General features: G+C 72.6%; 12 protein-coding genes and 1 pseudogene. 8 read left to right on the forward strand and 5 right to left on the reverse strand.

All coding sequences use genetic code 11. The annotated features are described in order from the left end of the window. The first annotated feature begins 60 nt into the window (after nt 1-60). A complete protein-coding gene (locus KR546_RS16695) occupies nt 61-459 on the forward strand; it encodes a hypothetical protein (RefSeq protein ID WP_238445859.1) in 399 nt (132 codons plus the stop codon). Nucleotides 460-483: 24 nt separating this feature from the next. Here the strand turns inward: KR546_RS16695 and KR546_RS16700 are convergent, their stop codons facing one another. Next, nucleotides 484-1,056, reverse strand: coding sequence for a helix-turn-helix domain-containing protein (locus tag KR546_RS16700; protein WP_238445860.1), 573 nt, complete (start codon nt 1,054-1,056; stop codon nt 484-486). A gap of 127 nt (nt 1,057-1,183) precedes the next feature. Between KR546_RS16700 and KR546_RS16705 the strand changes: the two genes are divergently transcribed. The 3 genes from KR546_RS16705 (at nt 1,184) to KR546_RS19825 (ending at nt 4,832) form a co-directional block, all read left to right on the forward strand. Beyond that, entirely contained in the window at nt 1,184-2,128 is a 945-nt protein-coding gene (locus KR546_RS16705; RefSeq protein WP_238445861.1) for an NAD(P)/FAD-dependent oxidoreductase, read from the forward strand. Nucleotides 2,129-2,236: 108 nt separating this feature from the next. Further along, a complete protein-coding gene (locus tag KR546_RS16710) occupies nt 2,237-3,097 on the forward strand; it encodes an alpha/beta hydrolase (RefSeq protein WP_238445862.1) in 861 nt (286 codons plus the stop codon). Nucleotides 3,098-3,395: 298 nt separating this feature from the next. Continuing rightward, the gene (locus KR546_RS19825) at nt 3,396-4,832 is read left to right on the forward strand and encodes an alpha/beta fold hydrolase (RefSeq protein WP_238445863.1); all 1,437 of its coding nucleotides are present in this window, start codon (nt 3,396-3,398) and stop codon (nt 4,830-4,832) included. 57 nt (nt 4,833-4,889) lie between these two features. Here the strand turns inward: KR546_RS19825 and KR546_RS16720 are convergent, their stop codons facing one another. The 3 genes from KR546_RS16720 to KR546_RS16730 all read right to left on the reverse strand — a co-directional run bounded on the left by KR546_RS16720 (nt 4,890) and on the right by KR546_RS16730 (nt 9,887). Further along, nucleotides 4,890-6,137 (reverse strand): DUF6174 domain-containing protein, encoded by a 1,248-nt coding sequence (locus KR546_RS16720; RefSeq protein WP_238445864.1) that lies wholly within the window; start codon nt 6,135-6,137, stop codon nt 4,890-4,892. A gap of 77 nt (nt 6,138-6,214) precedes the next feature. Continuing rightward, the gene (locus KR546_RS16725) at nt 6,215-6,847 is read right to left on the reverse strand and encodes a hypothetical protein (RefSeq protein WP_238445865.1); all 633 of its coding nucleotides are present in this window, start codon (nt 6,845-6,847) and stop codon (nt 6,215-6,217) included. A gap of 13 nt (nt 6,848-6,860) precedes the next feature. Beyond that, nucleotides 6,861-9,887, reverse strand: a complete 3,027-nt coding sequence (locus KR546_RS16730; RefSeq protein ID WP_238445866.1) for a DUF1194 domain-containing protein — start codon at nt 9,885-9,887, stop codon at nt 6,861-6,863. Between the two features lie 317 nt (nt 9,888-10,204). Between KR546_RS16730 and KR546_RS16735 the strand changes: the two genes are divergently transcribed. Genes KR546_RS16735 through KR546_RS16745 form a run of 3 tightly spaced genes read left to right on the forward strand, consistent with a single transcriptional unit; the run spans nt 10,205 to nt 15,517 of the window. Next, on the forward strand, nt 10,205-11,884 hold the full coding sequence (locus KR546_RS16735) for an Hsp70 family protein (protein ID WP_238445867.1): 1,680 nt from the start codon (nt 10,205-10,207) through the stop codon (nt 11,882-11,884). A gap of 2 nt (nt 11,885-11,886) precedes the next feature. Then, complete coding sequence (gene grpE / locus KR546_RS19830) at nt 11,887-12,618, forward strand: nucleotide exchange factor GrpE (protein WP_238445868.1); 732 nt, start codon at nt 11,887-11,889, stop codon at nt 12,616-12,618. A gap of 22 nt (nt 12,619-12,640) precedes the next feature. Then, complete coding sequence (locus tag KR546_RS16745; protein ID WP_238445869.1) at nt 12,641-15,517, forward strand: CHAT domain-containing protein; 2,877 nt, start codon at nt 12,641-12,643, stop codon at nt 15,515-15,517. A 12-nt stretch (nt 15,518-15,529) separates the two neighbouring features. On the opposite strand, the gene KR546_RS16750 is transcribed toward KR546_RS16745, so the two are convergent. Next, nucleotides 15,530-17,749 carry a hypothetical protein gene (locus tag KR546_RS16750; protein WP_238445870.1) on the reverse strand — a complete coding sequence of 740 codons (2,220 nt, stop codon included), beginning with the start codon at nt 17,747-17,749 and terminating at the stop codon, nt 15,530-15,532. A 273-nt stretch (nt 17,750-18,022) separates the two neighbouring features. Here KR546_RS16750 and KR546_RS16755 point away from each other — a divergent pair. Then, nucleotides 18,023-18,249: pseudogene (locus KR546_RS16755) on the forward strand (hypothetical protein); the annotation flags it as partial.

Genomic DNA, 18,249 nt, shown 5'->3' on the forward strand with positions numbered 1-18,249 from the left:
CTGGGCAACCAACGGGCCCGTCGCGGCGTCCAACGATCGACCCCTGGTGGAGGAGACGACATGGGGGCATCGAGGATCGCACGCGTCATGGGCATCGTCGCGGTGCTCGGCCCGGGGTTGCTGGTCACATCGGGCTGCGCGTCGCCGGGGTCCACTCCGTTGGCGACCGTCGCCGAGACCACGGCGCAGGATCCCGCCTTCGACCGCGACGCCTGCCCCGACGGCGTGTTCGGCGAGCACAGCGACTGGATCGAGGAGTACGCCTTCGACAGCCCGGAGGAGGCTGCGGCCGAGCAGCCGTCGGAGGCGCCAGCGGGCGAGCGCGTCCTGGTGGAGTCGGGCGAGGAGCGAAAGGTCTTCGTGATCGTGGCCGAGTCCGGCGAGACCGTCGGGGAGCTCGTCGCCGAGCGGCGATCCGACGACAGGTGGGCGGTGTTCGACTACCAGTGGTGCAAGTGACGACGGTCGCGGGCTCACCCGTTCTCACTCGTCGTCGAGCCAGTGCACCTGGTCGCCGTTGGCCCCCAGGATCATGATGATCTCGACCGGGCCGTCGATCGTGCCGAACCAGTGCGGGGTCAGGGTCGAGAACTCGACGGCCTCCCCCGGCTCGATCGTGAAGTCGTCGTCCCCGAGGACCAGGCGCATCCGGCCGTCCAGCACGTAGAACCAGTCGCGTCCGTCGTGGACCGGGAGCGGGTCCGGCGGGGTGTCACGCCCGGCGTCGATGCGGGTTCGGTAGGCGGTCAGGGCGGTGCCCGGGCCCTGGTGGGTCAGCGGCCACATCGTCAGGCCGTCGCGCTCGATCGCGGGGCGACGCACGCGCGGGTCGGGCCGCACCGTGGGGCCGAGCAACTCGTCGACGGTCACGCCCAGGGCGCTGGCCAGGCCGGGCAGGTGGTCGACGGCGAGACGTCGCTTGCCGGATTCCAGCCGGCTGAGGGTCGAGACGTCCATCGCCGCCGCCTCGGCCACGTCCCGGAGCGTCAGCCCACGGTCGGCGCGCAGCTGGCGGAGCCGGTCACGGACGCGCTCGTCCAACTGCCTGTCAACCACGCGATCCCCGGTCCTCGTCCGTCCTCGTGCACCCATCCTACGAAGTGTTTGCCATTTCAGCAATCCGACTTGCTCATTGGAACCGTCCCGGGGATGCTGGTCGCCGATCACGAGAAGGGACTCCCCCATGAACATCGACGGACAGCACGTGGACGACCCGGAGGTCGTCGTCATCGGCGGCGGACCGGCCGGACTCGCGTCGGCGTTGGTGCTCGCCCGGTCGGATCGCCAGGTCGTGGTCGTCGACGCAGGCCGGCCCCGCAACGCCACGGCCGAGGGCGTGCACTCGTTCCCCACCCGGGAGGGGACGTCACCGGCCGAACTGCTGGCCCTGGGGCGCGCGGACGTCGAGCGCTACGGCGGCAGGATCGTCCGGGATCGCGTGGTCGGCGCGGACCTGGTCGACGACGGCGTGGTGCTCGCGCTCGAGGCGGCCGCCGAGGTGCGCACGCGCCGGGTGGTGCTCACGACCGGACTGGTCGACCGCCTGCCCGACGTCGCGGGGCTGGCCGACCACTGGGGTCGCGACGTCGTGCACTGCCCGTTCTGCCATGGCCACGAGGTGTCGGGGCGTCGCATCGGCGTCCTGGCGACGAACGGCGCCGCGACTCACCAGGCGATGCTGTTCCACCACCTCGCCGACGAACTGGTGCTCCTGCGACACCGGGGCGCGGACCTCGACGAGGACCTCGTCGCCCGCCTCGTCGCCGCCGGCGTGAAGGTCCAGGACGGGGAGGTGGTCGAGGTCCTCGGCGACGACAGCGGCCTGGCCGGGGTGCGCACCGCCGACGGGGCCACGATCGACCTCGGCGCACTGGTCGTCGCACCACGCTTCGCGATCGACGTGGAGCTCGTGGGCCAGCTGGGGCTGGAACCGGTCGACCACCCGTCCGGGTTCGGCCAGCACGTCCCGTCCGGGATGGGCGGGACCACGACGGCCCCGCAGGTCCGCGTCGCCGGCAACGTGACCGACCCGATGGCCCAGGTCGTGGCATCGATGGCGCAGGGCAACCTCGCCGGAGCCCACCTGCACGCCACCTTGCTCCAGGACGACCTTCCGGCAGCGGCGTAGGAACGCAGTGGCATCGGGGGTCGAGGTGGTCGCCGGACGGCCGGACGTCCGACGTGGCCGGGCCTACGGTCGTGGCGGCCACCGCCACCGGACCCGGAGGAACACGCCGTGGACGAGTCGACCACCACCATCACCACCCGCGACGGACAGGACCTGCACACCTACGTGTGGTCCCCGGAGGGACCCGCGAAGGCCGTGGTCCAGGTCCAGCACGGCCTGGCCGAACACGCCGCGCGCTACCGACGGTTCGCCGAGGCCCTCACCGACGCCGGCTACCTCGTCTACGCCGCCGACGCCCGCGGGTCCGGTCGCAGCGCCCGGGACGGGGACGGCTACGGCGGGTGGGGCGAGGACGGCTGGCTCGGGTGGGTCGACGACGTGGCACGCCTGAACGCCCGGATCCGCGAGGACGAGCCCGACCTGCCGGTGGGGTTGGTCGCCCACAGCATGGGCTCGTTCGCGACCCAGCAGTACCTGCTGGACCATCACGACGAGGTCGACGCCGTGGTCCTGTCGGGCAGCACCGAGGTTGGCTGGCTCGTCGCTGTCCTGGATTCCGACGAGCCGGCCGACCTCAGCATGTTCAACGAGCCGTTCGAGCACCGCACCGGGTTCGAGTGGCTGAGTCGCGACGAGGCCGAGGTCGACGCCTACGTGGCAGACCCGGCCTGCGGCTGGGACGCGCCACCGCTGGCCGACATCGACACGCTGGCCGCGGCCGCCGATCCCGACCGGATCGCCGGCATCCGCAGCGACCTGCCGATCCTGGTCGTGTCAGGTTCGCACGACCCGCTCGCGCAGGGTGGACCGGCGGTCGAGGCGCTGGGCGAGCGCTACCGGGAGGCCGGGCTGGAGGACGTGGAGGTGACGCTCTACGACGGCGCCCGCCACGAGATCCTCAACGAGACGAACCGCGACGAGGTCATTGCCGACATCCTCTCCTTCCTCGACCGCACCCTCGTCGGGTAGGGCCCTCGGCCCCCGACGGGCGACTGACGGTCCCACCCTCACAGAGCCGGTCTCCCCTGTCCGCGGACGCTCGCGTGCGCGACGATCGAAGGCCTGGCGGTTGCGTGCCGCCCGGATCACGAGGGAAGGGATCGCCATGGCCAGCCCGGCGCCTGCGAACACCCGGGGCGAAGCCCCGCCGACCGCGCCGGTGGGTTCCACCACCGAGCGCCAAGCGCCGTCGTCCGACGCCAAGCACCTGACGCCCAGGCGGGCGCGCAGGTGGCTGCAGGGTGAGGCCGTCCGGTGGACGTCGGGCGTGCTCGCCGTCGTCGGCTGGGCGCTGGTCGTGGCCACGTGGACACCGCGTGGACCCCAGACCACGTCGGAGGCGCTCGTGTCGATCGCGGTCAGCCTGGCCGTGGGGGCGCTGGCGGGATGGGCGTGGCGCTCTCGGTGGGCGATGCTGGCGGCACCGGTGGCCTTCGCGCTCGTGGTCGAGCTGGCCCGCATCGGCGTGGTCGGGCCGTCCGTCGACGCGATCCGCACGAGCCTCTACGGACTGTTCGCGCTGGTGTCCGGGCGGGTGGTCCACGGACTGCTGTCGCTGTTCCCGATGGCGCTCGGTGCGGCCATGGGTGCCGGATTGGCCCGCCGATCGAGCGCCGCTGTGGGCTCGCGGCGTGTCACGGCCGGCCGGGTGGGCGCGACGCTGGCCGGGCTCGCCCTGCTCGCGCTGGTCGCCGGCCTGGCCGTCCCGGCCCGCACCGCCCCGATCACCGGCACCGACGGCCTCGTGGTGGCCGGCAGCATCGCCGAGTTGACCACCGTCGAGGTCGACGGCCGCGACCTGGGGCTGATGATCCGTGGCCACGACGTGGACAACCCCGTGATGCTGTTCCTGGCCGGCGGGCCGGGTGGCTCCGAGCTGGGCGCGATGCGGCGTCACCTGCCGGGGCTGGAGGAGCACGTCACCGTCGTCACGTGGGACCAGCGTGGCACGGGCACGTCCTACGACGCGCTCGACCCGACCGACACGCTGACCGTCGACCGCGTCGTCGCGGACACGATCGCGGTCACCGACCACCTGCGCGAGCGCTTCGGCCAGGACCGCATCCTGTTGGCCGGGCAGTCGTGGGGCACGACGTTGGGCGTGCTCGCGATCCAGCAGGCGCCGGAGCGCTTCAGCGGCTTCGTCGGGACGGGCCAGATGGTCAGCCAGCGCGAGACCGACCGGCTGATGTACGCGGACACGCTGGCGTGGGCCCGCGCGACCGGCCGGACCGGACTGGCCGAGCACCTGGTCGCCATCGGTCCGCCGCCGTACGACGACATGCTGCACTACGAGCAGGTCCTGTCCAACGTCGACGTCCAGCCCTACGACCACAGCCAGAACTCGGAGGGCGTGGGCGCGTGGTCGGAGAACTTCCTGGTCGAGGAGTACACCCTGCTGGACAAGCTGCACCTGCTGGCAGGGTTCGTCGACACCTACAGCGTCCTGTACCCGCAGTTGCAGGAGGTCGACTTCCGCGAGACCGCGACCAGCTTCGAGGTCCCGATGTTCTTCGTGCAGGGTGCCCACGAGGCCCGCGGACGCGCCGAGCTGTTCGACGACTGGTACCCGCTGGTCGAGGCCCCGACCCGGGACCTCACCACGTTCGACACGTCCGGCCACCGACCCCTGTGGGAGCAACCCGACGAGTTCGTGGACTACGTCACCGAGACCGTCCTGCCGGCAACGGCCGACGCCGGGTGAGACGCGTCGCGTGCGAACACGTCCACGAGCCGATGCCGGTCGACGCGCCTGGGCACGTCATTCGGTCGACGTCGGCTCCAGGGACGTCACGAGGTAGGTGATCTCGTCGTCGACGGCGTCGGGCATCGGGTCCAGGTCCGCCGACGTCGGGTACCCGAGGTCGGGGTCGTAGGCGACGGCGGCCATGCCAGTGGCGATGGTGTCGTCGATGTCCGCGAAGATCCCCTCGACCGTCAGGTCGATCCCCTGGTAGTCGTCCGCGCTGACCTCCGGCTCCGACGGTCGCACCTCGACGACCTCGCCGTCCACGACCTCGACCTCCACCTCGCCGTAGAACCCGCAGAAGCACTGGGGGTCGACCACCATCGTGTAGTCGTCGATCCCGGCGGCGTCCCAGCGAGCCCGGGCCTCTGCGAGGGCCTCATCGGGAGGAGCGTCGCCCAGTGGTCGTGCGACCGGGACGAAGTCCGACACGCCCAGCTCGACCTGGACGCTGCGATCCCAGGCCGACAGCCAGGTCGGGAAGCCGTACTCGTCGTGGAACGCCGGCGGCTCCTCGAAGGCGCCGGCGACCTCCTCGGCCCGGTCGAACACGGCCGTGATCGTGGGCGGGTCGTCGACGTCGCAGTCGGCGTCGAGGTCGACCGCCTCGGTGACCGCCCCGTCAACGACGACGACCCGGACCGGCCCAGCGCCGCACTGCCCGTACACGGTGTCGCGCTCGGACCAGGCGATGGTCGCGGTCCACTGCGGTGGCTCGGTGGCCTCCCAGCGAGCACGGGCATCGTCCAGTTCGGCCAGCACCTCGGGGTCCGCGCTCGCCTCGGCGAGATCGCCACCGGGTGCGATCGAACCTCCCCAGTCCTCCTCCCACGCCGCGAACGTGTCGTCGTCGCGGGGCGCACTGGCATCCACGAGGACGTCACCGGCCGGCCCGTCGCCCGCGTGGTAGCGCGTGGCCGCGATCAGCCAGTCGGATTCCACCTCGCCGTCGAACCCGGGCGCCCACAGCCCGATGGACTGGCCCAGGTCATCGGTGAACCACCGGTCCACCGCGAAGGTGACCCATGGCGCCGGTCCCCCGTCGTCGACCGCGACGACCCGTCCGGCGAACGCCTGCTCCACGGGTGCGTCTGCGTCCGCGACCGTGTTGGCGAACTGGTCGTCCGGCGGGCGTTCGATGCCGGCGACAGGACCCTCGGACGGGCTGGCGGTCGGATCACCTCCCCCACCCGACGTGTCGGCCGGCGTCGCACAGCCGGCCACCAGGATGAACGTCGCCACTACCAGGACTCGCCCCACCATGTCCCACCTCCCCGTCAGGTCCACGCACCGGGTGGGACGCCGCCCAGCGCCCGATGGTTCCCCGGTCCTGTCGAGGCCTACTCGGTCGACAGGGAGAAGCCGCCCTCGCCGGTGCTGACGCGCCACGCGGCCGGGCCGGCCACGGTGGCCTCGGCGCAGCCCTGGAGGGCGTGGGGTCCGGTGCCGCGCAGCAGGCAGACGAGGTGGTCCCCGTCGTCGACTTCGAGTGCGAACCGGCCATCCTGCACGGCCACGAGCTGGCCCGTATCGAACACCTCGGCGTCGACCAGGCCACCGACGGTGGACAGCTGGGCGGCGTCCGGCGTGAACTCGATCGCCTCCCACAGTGCGTCGACCTCGGCCGCCGGCAGCACCGCCAGCGTGGCGTCCTCCAGCGGCACGCGATCCGCGTCACCGACGTCGTCGACCGACTCGGCCGTGCCCTCGATGCGCCCGGACCCGGAGGCGGTCGACACCGACGGCGGTGTCGACGGCGAGGCCGCGGGGGTGGGCGAGGCCGCCTCGTCCGGCGTGCTGGCCGGCTCCGACGGATCCGGCGTGGTCGTGACCGGCTCGGACCGGGCCTCTGTCGACGTCGACCCCTCGGGCGACGGCGACGCGGCCGGGGTCGTCGAGCTGCCGCAGCCGGCCAGGGCGACCAGCGCGGCAGCCACGACCACTCCCCGCACGATGCGGCCTCGCGTCACCATCGGCGACCTCCGGTCAGCATCCGAGCAGGCCCTGGATGCGTGCGGACCGGGCGAGCCAGTCCGCCGCAGCGGCGCTGGTCAGCCCGCTGCCGTCCTGGGCCCGGACCTCGTTGTCGAACGCACCAAGCTTGCCACAGGCCGGCTGGACCTGGTCCTCCTCGACCTTGGTCAGGGCACCGACCAACTTGGCCGCCAGCGACCGCTGCAGGCCGTCGGCCACCCCCGACGCGGCGACGTCGTCGACCAGCGCACCCAGCAGCAACGTCGGGTCGTCGACCACCGGCGGCTCGGCGACCCGCGCGATGTCGATCGTCACGGTGGCGCTGCTGGCCGCACCGCTGGAGTCGGTCGCGGTGGCGGTGACGACGTGGCGTCCCTCGGTCAGGTCGCTGGCCAACACCACCACCTCCTCCCCGGAACCCAGGACGCCGTCCCGGTCGGAACTCCAGGTCACGGCCGATCCGTCGAGCGGACCGTCCTCGGCGTCGGTGGCCACGGCCCGCAGGAAGACCGACTGCACACCGCTGAACGCCTGGCCGTCGAACGGGCTGCGGATCGACACGCCGGGAGCGTTGGTCGCGACCGAGAAGGTCCCCGAGTCGGCGAAGGACGCGCGGGTCCCGTCCGAGGTCACGACCCGGACCCGGGCCCTGCTCGACCCGGCCAGCTCCGCGCGTGGGAGGTCCAGGGTGGTCTCGGCCAGGTCCACCGCCACCGTCGTCCAGGTGGCGCCGTCGTCGACGGAGTACTGGACGGTGTGTGCCAGCGGGTCGCCGTTGGGGTCGCTGGCCTCCCAGGCCACGGCGACCGTGTCGCCGGCGAAGGTGTCGCCGGTCGCCGGGGCGGTGATCGCGACGGTCGGCGCGTTCGGGCTGGCCGCGACTGAGCCGACCTGCTGGCCGTCGCCGTCCAGCACGACGGCGGTGGTGAACTCGGGCGGGTCGGGGATGGGGATGACGAAGGCTGCCTTGCCGGCGGGCTCGTCGCCGTCCTCGGTGGCGTCCCCCTCCATGACGACCGGCTCGAACGGCACCGACACCAGGACCTCGCCGTCCGCACCACGCAGTTCCAGCGTGTGGTCACCGGCGGGCAGCCCGATCGGCACCACGCCGGGCCGGCTCAGCAGGAACGGCTTGAAGTCCACGTCGGCCGGACCCTCGAGGTCGAACAGGCCGCGGAACCAGCCCCACAGGCCACCGCCGTCCGGCACCGGTCCCTCGGTCCAGTCGACGGCGTTGACGTCGTCGATGAACCGCGGCCAGTAGAAGGAGTCGGTCCAACGACCCTGGCTGGTGTTGTCGAACGAGTTGCAGTAGCCCATCAGTGCGAACGTCTGGTTGGGGTCGATGACCCCCAGGTCGTCGTCGCCGGCCAGCACGAAGCGGGGGTCCACGCCCCACGCCTCGGTCTCGGCATCGCCCAGCGGACCCAGAGCCGGCACGTCGGTGCCACCGATCGTCTCGGCGAACGGGTAGACCTCGGCACCACCGCCGGCACTGTTGTCGCTGCAGTAGGTCGTGCCGGTGTCGTCGGCGGCGTGGCGCTCGCCGATCGCGTGGCCCATCTCGTGCGGACCGCGGTTGCGGGCGTAGCCGAACGCGTCGACGTCCTCGGTCCCGGCCATGAACCACGACGCGGCGTTGGCCTGGATCCCGGCGGCCAGCCCGCCCCCGGCGTCGGGGATCGACCCCTGCAGGACGCCGAGGTACAGGTCGTTGATGCCGTCGTTGGATCGCGCCGTCAACAGCGACTCGTTCACGTCGCCCAGGAAGTCGTCACGACCGTCCTCGTCCTCGGGGTCGACGAACACGCGTGACAGCTCGGCGTTGGTGTGGTCGACCGAGGCGATCGGCAGGGCGGACTCGAGCCGGGCAGCCTGCTCGTCGCGCTCGGCGAAGCTGACGGTCTGGTCGTCGCCGGCGGCGTCGGTGTAGATCACCTCGACCATCCGCACGCGCGGCGTCGCGACCGGGGTGAAGCCCACCTCGGCACTGCAGGTGTCGGCCGGTGGTGCGGTCTCGGAGCAGACCACGCCGCCCCCGACCAGCTCGAGCCGCAGTTCGACGTCGCCACTGCGCCAGGCCGGGGGAAGCGCGAAGTTCAGCGACGCGTCCATGTCGGCGCGCTGCGAGACGGCGTCTGGCCCGGCCAGGACGGCGCCGCCGGAGTTGAGCGGCAGCAGCGGGCTGGACGGCAGCTCGACCCCGCCGCGGGTGCCGTAGAGACGACCGACGGCCCGGACCGGGTCGGTGTCCAGCGACTGGACGTGGGCCCGCACGATGGTGGACTTGTCGGTGACCAGCGGGACCGTGTTGCCCCAGTCCTGCACCCCCTGGTTGACCTCCAGGCCGACCAGCTCGACGGGCGCACCCAGGCAGGAGCCGGTGACGAGCGTGGCGAACTCTGCGGCGTTGCGGGCGGTCACGACCGTCCCGCCACCGAACACGACCGGACCGTAGAAGTTGCGGGCATCAGCGGCGGAGAAGAACCCGGGGTCCTCGATGGCCAGGACCGAGTAGCGATCGACACCCGAGGACTGGGCGTTGGAGGCCGAGGACGACAGCGCCGAGGTGCTGGAGGGCGAGCCGTCGGTGGACATGCACAGCACCTGCTGGCTGTCCGGGTCCGCGGCGCCGTCGAGCTGGGCGACCCCGGCATCGATGCCCAGGTGCGGGCTGGTGCCGCCACCGTTCTGGACCATGCCACGCACCGTGGTGGTGACGCTGTCCAGGGCCGCGGCCGAGTCCAGCACCGTGGCCGGGACCTCGACGTCCACCGACGAACCCCACTGCACGACCGAGACCTTGACGGTGCCGTCGACGGGGAAGCTCACCCGGTCCTGCAGCGCGTTCGCGATGCCGGTCTTCTGGATCTCCCAGTCGGCAGCGTCGATGCTGCCCGAGCCGTCGACCAGGAAGACGAGGTCGAGCCCGGGATCCTCGGTGGTCTGCGCAGGTGCCGGCCACTGTGGCAGCAGGGTCGCGAGCAGGGCGATTGCCGCAACGAGCACGACGTGTCGACGGGGGGAGGTGGATTCCATGCGCTGGCCTCGGGGGGATGGGGCGAAACAGGCCGCGCGGACACTAGACCGTTGCCTCCGTACTCGTCAACACCTTCGACCCACTCGGGGCGCATCTCGGGCGACACCCACGCAATGCGTGGCATCCCGGTCGAGCACGGCTGCACGCGACGCTTCCCGCGGCACCGGAGGTGTGCTTTGATGGAACTGGCCAGCCACGGGCACCGGGCCAGCAGGCGGCGACGAAGGGGAGACCGCGACCGATCCAGTATCACCGGGGTCGCCAGGGCCCTCCTCACTGGTTGGCAGGAGGAATTCGCACGTCACGGGGGACGGCGATGGGTCACTGGCAACTGGCGATCGACTTCGGGACGACCAACACGGCCGCGGCCATCCTCCGTGACGGCGTGGCCGTCCCGCTGCGACTGTCGACGTCGGGCGACCAGATGCCGTCGGGTGTCCTGGCCCGCCCCGACGGGAGCCTGCTCGTCGGCGAGGCCGCCCACAACGAGGCGGCGATGCACCTCGAGAGCTTCGAGCCGAACCCGAAGTACCGGCTCGGCGAGGAGGCGATCTACCTCGCCGAGCGTGACTGGAGCCCGGTCGAACTGGTTCGTGCCGTCCTGGTCCGGGTCCGCGAGACCGCGCAGCGGACCAGTGGCGGCGTCACCCAGACGTCGGTGGTGCTGACCCATCCGGCCGCCTGGGAGCAGCACCTGCGCGACCGGCTTCGGGACGCGGCGCTGCTGGCCGGTTTCACGGACGTCAAGCTCATCTCCGAACCGATCGCGGCCGCCCGGTGGTACGCCGCCCGCCATCGCGACGACGGCTCGAACGGACACGGCGTGATCGAGCAGGGCTCGACGATCGGGGTGTTCGACTTCGGGGGTGGGACGTGCGACGTCGCCGTGCTGCGCGCGACCGACGACCGGGCCGAGGAGTTCGAGGTCCTGGCGTCCGGTGGGGACTCGTACCTGGGTGGCGAGGAGATCGACCGCGTGCTCATGGAGTGGGCACTCGACGCGGCCCTGGAGGACGTCGGAGCCGAGACGCGCGGTCGCATCGAGCAGGACCGCGGGGGACGCGACTGGTTCACGTTCCGCGACCTCGTGCGGCGGGCCAAGCACACGCTGTCCGAGGCCGACTCGGCCGGCATCCCCATCTCGTTCGCCGAGGTCAGCCGCTCCCTGCGGATCACGCGGACGGAGTTCGACGACCTGGTGAGCCCGCAGATGGATCGCGCCATGGACCTCACCAGGGAGGTGTTCGCGGCTGCGGAAACCACGCCCGAGCACCTCGCCACGCTGCCCGGTGATGCCGTCGGCATGTACCTGACCGGTGGCTCGGCCACGATCCCGGTCGTCCAGGAGCGCATGCACGCACTGCTCGACCGTTCCCCCGCCCGCCTCGACGACCCGAAGACGGTCGTGCCACGCGGTGCATTGATCGCACCCCGCGTCGAGGCGGACCGGCCCACCGCCACGGTCCAGCCCCCGACGAGCGGTGGCCCGTCCCGCGTGCGGATGGAGGTCGACCACCGACGCCAGGTCGAACAGGAGGCACGCGGGCCCGGCGCGGACGGGATCCCGGACCGGGTCGCCGGCCTGGAGCGGGAGATCTTCCGGCTCCGCGCAGCGCTCGACGAGCGAGAAGCACGGTTGGCGCGGCAGGCCGCCCCGGCGGTGGCTCCCGCGCCGACCCCGGCACCACTGCCGCCTGCCCGGACCACACGACCCTCCCCCCGCGTCGCCCCGCCGTCCTCGCCGACTGCCACCGCCGCCCCGCGCGCGGCACCGGCCACCCCACGACGCCGCGGCGTCTGGCGGGTCCTGTTCGGACTCCTGTTCGGGGGCCTGGGCGCGATGCTGGCCTACGTCGGCACGTTCGGTGGGTACCAGGCCTGGGTGAACGGCGCCGACGACGAGTTCTCGTTCGCGATCGGGACGACGATCGTCGGGCTGGTGCTGCTGTTGGTCGCGCGACGACTCCTCCGGCGACCGAGGGGGGCACGACGATGACGGTGTCCGCCCCACGACGCGCCACGACGTGGCTCACCCTGCTGGCCCTGGGCATCGTCCTGGGCATCGTCTCGGCCGCATGCAGCGGCGCGGGACCGACCCGGGAGGCGACCACGGGCGCCGACGGGAACCCGACCCCGACGGCAACGGCAACGGCCACGGCGACGGCCACGGCGACGCCCACCAGCACGCCGGCCACCGGCGCGCACGACGTGGCAGCCCCCGGCATCCGGGTCGGCGAGGTCGTGTCCGACCTGTGGTGGCTCTGGGGGGCCGCCGCCCTGGGAGTGGGGTTCCTGCTCGGTCGGCGCGCCCGGCCGAGGGCGGCACGGCCCTCGGCGGAGCCCTCCGAGGCACCAGCGACGGCGGTGGCTCCCCGACCGGAGCCCGCGTCGCCATCCCCTGCACCCCCGACCGGTGGGCAGGCACCCGACGCTGCGCTGGTCCACGAGCTGATGCTCGCGCACGACCTCGCCCGCGACGAGGCCATGGCCGGCCACCTCGAGCAGGTGCTGGGCCGACTCGGAGTCGCCCCGATCCGGGTCCGTCCGGGGACGGCCTTCGACAGCACGGTCCATCGGGCGGTCGGCACCGACGGGGTCGGCGACGCCGCCCACGGACCCACGATCCAGCGGCTCGTGCGTCCCGGATGGCAGGGTCCGGACGGAGTCCTGCGCCAACCCGAGGTGGTCGTGTCGACACCACCGGACACCGGCCGGCGAGACGGCCCCTGACGCCAGGGGAAGGTGGTGACCCGTGCCCTTCAGCTCCCACGACAACTTCGACGTGACGCTCCAGGCGCACGGCGAGGGATACGCCGTCTCGATCACGTCGGCGGGCGGGGAGTTCCGCGGCGACTTCACCCTTCCCTTCGCACGCTACGAGGTCGAGAACTTCCTGCTGCGGATCGGGTCGCGCACGGGGGTCCGCCGGGTCGCCCCGAAGGTCGATCCGACCGCGACACGCGACTTCGGCAGCTCGCTGTTCGAGGCCCTGTTCCGCGGCGACGTCGAGCGGGCCCTGCGCGAGAGCCAGATCCACGGGGACCACGACGAGCGCGGCGTGCGGATCCGTCTTCGCCTGCACGACGCCCCCGAACTGGCGGCGCTGCCCTGGGAGTACCTGTACGACCCGGTGGGGGCTCGACCCCTGGCCATCTCGACCCAGACCCCCGTGGTCCGCTACGTCGACCTGGGCAACCCCGTCCGGACGTTGCGGGTGGCCCCACCCCTGCGCATCCTGGCCGTGATGTCGTCGCCCCGCAACGTGGAGGCGCTGGACACCACCCGGGAGTTCCACGACCTGAAGGCGTCCCTGCGCGACCAGGTGGCCGCAGGTCGTGTCGAGGTGCACGGGCTGCACCGCGCCACGCCGTCGCGGCTGCGTGACCAACTCGGCACCGAGGCCTTCCACATCGTGCACTTCATGGGACACGGGGCCTTCGACGAGGCCACCGGCACCGGGATGGTGCTGCTGGAGGACGACGACGGCGACCCCCACCCGATCTCCGGGCACGACCTGGGGCTGGTCCTGCACGACCACGATGACCTGCGGATGGTCGTCCTGAACGCCTGCGAGGGGGGCCGCGGATCCGAGACCGACCCGGTGGGTGGCGTGGCCCAGAGCATGGTGCACCACGACATCCCGGCCGTGGTCGGGATGCAGGCCGAGATCACCGACGTCGCCGCGACCAGCTTCTCGGAGGCCTTCTATCGTCACCTCGGCCAGGGCACGCCGGTCGACGTCGCGATGTCGGAGGCCCGGATGAAGCTCCTGCTGGACGGCCACGGTGCGGAGTGGGGCATCCCGATCCTGTACCTGCGGTCGCAGGACGGTCGCATCTTCGACCTCGTCGACGAGCCGGCCCCGGCCGACGTCGCGGCGCTCGAGGAACGCGCCGACCGCCTGCAGGAGGAGGGGCACGAGGCGGGGAAGATCCATGCGGCCGGGCTGTACGAGCGCGTGGTCGGCCTCGCGCCCGACCACGACGTCGCCGCTGGCAAGCTGGCCGCGTTGCAGCGGGACATCGCGCTGGTGCCCGAGGCGGGCGTGCCGGTCGCCCCGACCAGGCATCCGCTCCCACCACCGGCGCCGTCGATCCGCCCGGTCCCGACCGTGCCGGGTCCGTCCCCGACCGCGCCCGTCACGCCGCCCGAACGGGCCGACTGGGTCCCGACGCCCGTGCGTGCGTCCCGGATGTTGGCACGGACCGCCATGATGCTCGAGCAGGCGAGCGTGCTGCTCGGCGAGCAGGACCGGAAGTCGGTCTCCGCCCTCGTCCGGGCGCTGCACGAGCCCCTTCGCATCGCCGTCGCCGGTCGGGTCCACTCCGGCAAGTCCACCCTGGTCAACGCCCTGCTCGGTGACCGGGTCGCGCCGACGGCCGCCCGGGCCGGATCCCAGGTCGTCACCTGGTACCGGCACGGGCCCGCGCGGGCGTCGCTCCTCCTGCACGACGGCGAGGTGCGGTCCGTGGACCTCGTCGACGGACAGGTACCCGCCGAGCTGCCGGTGCCGTCCGACCAGGTCGATCGCCTGGACGTCTGGCTGCCGACGCCGGCGTTGCGTCGCCAGACGATCATCGACACCCCGGGCCTGCCATCGCTGACGCCCATGGGGTCGACCTCCCGTCGCCTCCTGCTCGGACGGTCGACGGGGTCGGGTGGTGAGATGATCGCCGCCGACGCCGTGCTCTACGTGTTCCGGGGCGTGCCCACGCGTGACGAGCTGGCCTTCCTCGGTGCCCACCTCGACGGCCTGGGTGTGCTGGCTGCCTCCGCCGTCAACGCAATCGGGGTGTTCAGCCATGCCGACATGGCCGCGGACGGACCGTGGGGCGAGCGCGACCCCCTGGAGGAGGCCCACCGGGCGGCCGACTCGCTGGAGGAGCGCGCGCCCCAGCGGGCCGCTGCCATCGTCGCGGTCTCCGGGATGATGGCCGAGGCCGCACGGACCGGCGTCGTCCGCGAGGCCGACGCGCACCTGTTGTCCCGGCTGGCCGCCGTGCCGCGGGATCGGGTGGAGGCATGGCCGCGCGAGGGGGTGGACGACGTCCCGGCGTCGGTGCTCGAGGACGTCGTCGGACGGTGCGGGCCCTACGTCCTCGCACACGGTCGGGGCGAGGCGCACGCAGGTGCCACGGCCCTGATGGCCTGGATGGACCGTCGGTCGGGCGTGCCCGCCCTCGAGGACGCGATCAGGGACAGGTTGCTGGCCCGGTCGACGGCGCTGAAGGCCGATCACGCGCTGGCCGAGCTCACCCGGATCGCCCACGAACGCGAGGGAATCGACCCCCAGGTGGCCGGCGAGGTCAACGCCTTGGTCGAGCAGGCACGGCTCCACGGCGACCTGCGCCCCATCCGGGAGCTCGAGGCGTTGCGTGGCGTGTCCGGGGTCGATCGCGACCTCCACGACGCGCTCCTGCTCGTGTCCGGGTCGGGCTCGATCCACGAGCGACTCGGCCTGGACCCCGTCGATGCACCAGACGACGTCGTCTCCGTGGCCCAGCATGCCGCTGCGGAGGCACAACGCGCCATCGGCCTGGCCACGGACCCCCGTGCCCGCGCGGCGGCGCGGGTCCTGTCGACCAGCTACCGGCTCCTGGCCGACGAGGCCCGCGCCCTGCAGGCCTGACGTCGGTCGGGTTCACGTCGGTGACGACGGGCCGTCCTCGGTCGTGAACGTGACCCCTGACTCGACCGTGGCGCCAGATGCGTCGGTCACCCGCACCGCCGCCTCGTGGTCGCCGGGTGCCGGCACGACCGTCCACACGTCCTGCCCATCGCCAGCGGGCCGACCATCGAGCGTCCACGCCACGTCGAGCTCCGCGGTGCCAGCGTCGTGCCGGACCGCCGCCCACAACCGCAAGGGGCGGCCAGCCGCGAGGACCGCCCCGGACGGCGGCCACAGGACAGCGAGGACGGGTGGACGTTCGGGGATCGCGACAGCCCGGTCGTTGGACGGCGCCCGCCAAAACCCGTCCTGGGCGACGAGTCGGACGTGCACCCGTCCCGGCGACATCGTGGCCGGGTCCACCAAGGCAGCGCCATCACCGCCTGACGCGGCCGCGGACTGCCACCGGTCCCCGTCGGTCGACCACTGCACGTCCACGGTCGTCTCGTCCGGACGCACTGCGTCCACGTCCCAGGTCACGTGCAACCCCTCGGCGTCGATGTCCGCACGTCGAAGCTCCACGTGAGGTGGTCGATCGGCGGCTTCGCGATGCCACGTGGTCTCTCCTTCCGGGTCCACCACGCGCAGGACGAGACCGTCCGGCACGCCCGGGACGACCCCGTGGAGCACCGATCCGTTCGGAGCATCGGGCTGGCCTCCGCATCCCCCGCAGGTGCCGCAGGAGGCGACCGTCACGACGTGCATCGGGGCGCGACCGAGCACGCGCCCATCCGTGGTCTCGAGGAGGAGGGTCCAGCCGGACGACGGGCCGCCCGCGCTGCGCGTCGCCCAGCCCCGGACCACGCCGTCCGGCCGGAAGGCCAGGTCGGGACCGATCCTGCCCAGCACGTGGATGACCGACTGCCGCGTGACGCGTCCGAGATGGCCCGTCGGGTCGGGGATGTAGACGTTCGGGTCGTGGTCGATCACGGGTTCGCGCTCGAAACCGGGGAGGCACACCTCGCGAGGGCGAAGCGCCAGGTGCGGGGCAGCCTGGCGGTGCCCGTGGATCGAGATCCACTTGCGGACCGCCGACGGGGGTGCACCGGGTGGCGGGCAGTAGGACATCAGGTCCTTGTAGACGTCGGGCGGCAACACGTCGCCGGTGCGCGGGTCGAGGCCGTACTCGCCGATCGAGGCGCCCGGTGCGTCCGGCCACGAGTACGGCTCGTAGGCCGGGTACGCCTGGTCGATCCCCCCGAGCTGTGCATCCGGGTACCCACATCCACGGACGTGTGCCCGCCCCATCGCGTGGCCGATCTCGTGCGCCATCACCATGTCGGCGCCGCGGTGCCTGCCGAGGTCGGGTGTCAGGCTGTACCCCGCTGCGACGCCGTAGTCCCCGGATGCGCCAGCAGCACCGCAGCCGCCCCCACCCGTGGCCGAGAAGGTCGGGTCCGGGACGTCCTGGGCGATCAAGCCGTAGTAGATGGTGCCCGGCCACGGCCCGTCACCGGTGTCGTTCACGGCGATCGTGTCGAGTTCGGCCATGAGCGCAGCCCAGCCGGGGTCCCCGGGTCCGCAACCGTCGGTTCCCAGCGGGATGGAGAGCATCAGGGTCCCGGCGACGGAGTACTCGGCTGCCCCGACCACCGGCAACATCGCGAGGGTCGTCCCGGACGTCGCCATGAGGTCGTGGACTCCCGGGGGCGGCACCACGACGGCGTCGCCGGTGTCGGGATGCGTACCTGAGAAGCCCACCAGGATCGCCCGCAGGTGGAGTCGTTGGTGCAGCGTGGCGTCGACCAGCGTGGTGCGCTCGTGCACGACGTGACCGCCGGCGAGCGCCTCGACCCGGATCGACAGCCGACCACACATCTCCTCCCCGGAGATCACCACGTTGAGGGTCGAGCCGATGTCGGCACGCTGGGATCGCTGGAAGACGTCCTCGGCGATGATGGGCGTCGGCTGGGTGTCGTAGCGTGGATGGGCCGTCACGACGCCGGGAGCCGCGGGCTCGAACACCTCGTCCGGCTGGCCGGGACGCGACAGCGTGACCCGTGCGCCCACGCCGTGGACCATGTCCGGCCCGGTGCTTCGCATGTACGCGCGAACCCAGGCAGGTCTGCCGGCGATCAGGGCAAGGCCGTTGTCAGGACCCCGGTCCGCGGGATCGAACAGGTGCATCGCCGACTGGTAGTGCTGGATGCCCTGCGTGACCTCGATGCCCTCGACGTATGCGCTCGCTGCCATGTCCGTGCCCCTTGTCGAACGACCATGTGCCCGATCCACCCGCCTCGCGGATTCGGCGAGCCGGAGCGGACCGATCGATTCGACCCTAATGCCGCCCCTCGGCGTCGAACAGGGGGCCGTCCACACGATGCGGTGGGGGTGGCCACACCCACCGCGCCGGCGGAGACTCACCAGGATCTGAGCTGCCCGGTCTGGTGACGGATCCGAGCCATTGCCTGGGTGGGCAGCCGCTAGGGTCGGCAGCGAGGGGGGGACTGCTGATCGGAGTCTCCCATGCCTGGTCGACCGCCCGACACGGATCTCGTCGACGATCGCGGCGAACCGGACGAGCAGGCACCGTTCACGACCGGCGACGCCGGGCGGCTGCTGACCCGCCGACGGTTCCTGTCCGGGACGCTCGCGGCGGCCGCCGGTGCCATGACCGCGTGCACCGCCACCGGTGATCCTGCGCCCACGACGGGCCCCACCGCGGCCGCCGCGAGCGTCCCGGACAGGAACCG

The organism is Salsipaludibacter albus (assembly GCF_019798055.1).
GTDB classification, from domain to species: Bacteria; Actinomycetota; Nitriliruptoria; order Nitriliruptorales; family Nitriliruptoraceae; genus Salsipaludibacter; species Salsipaludibacter albus.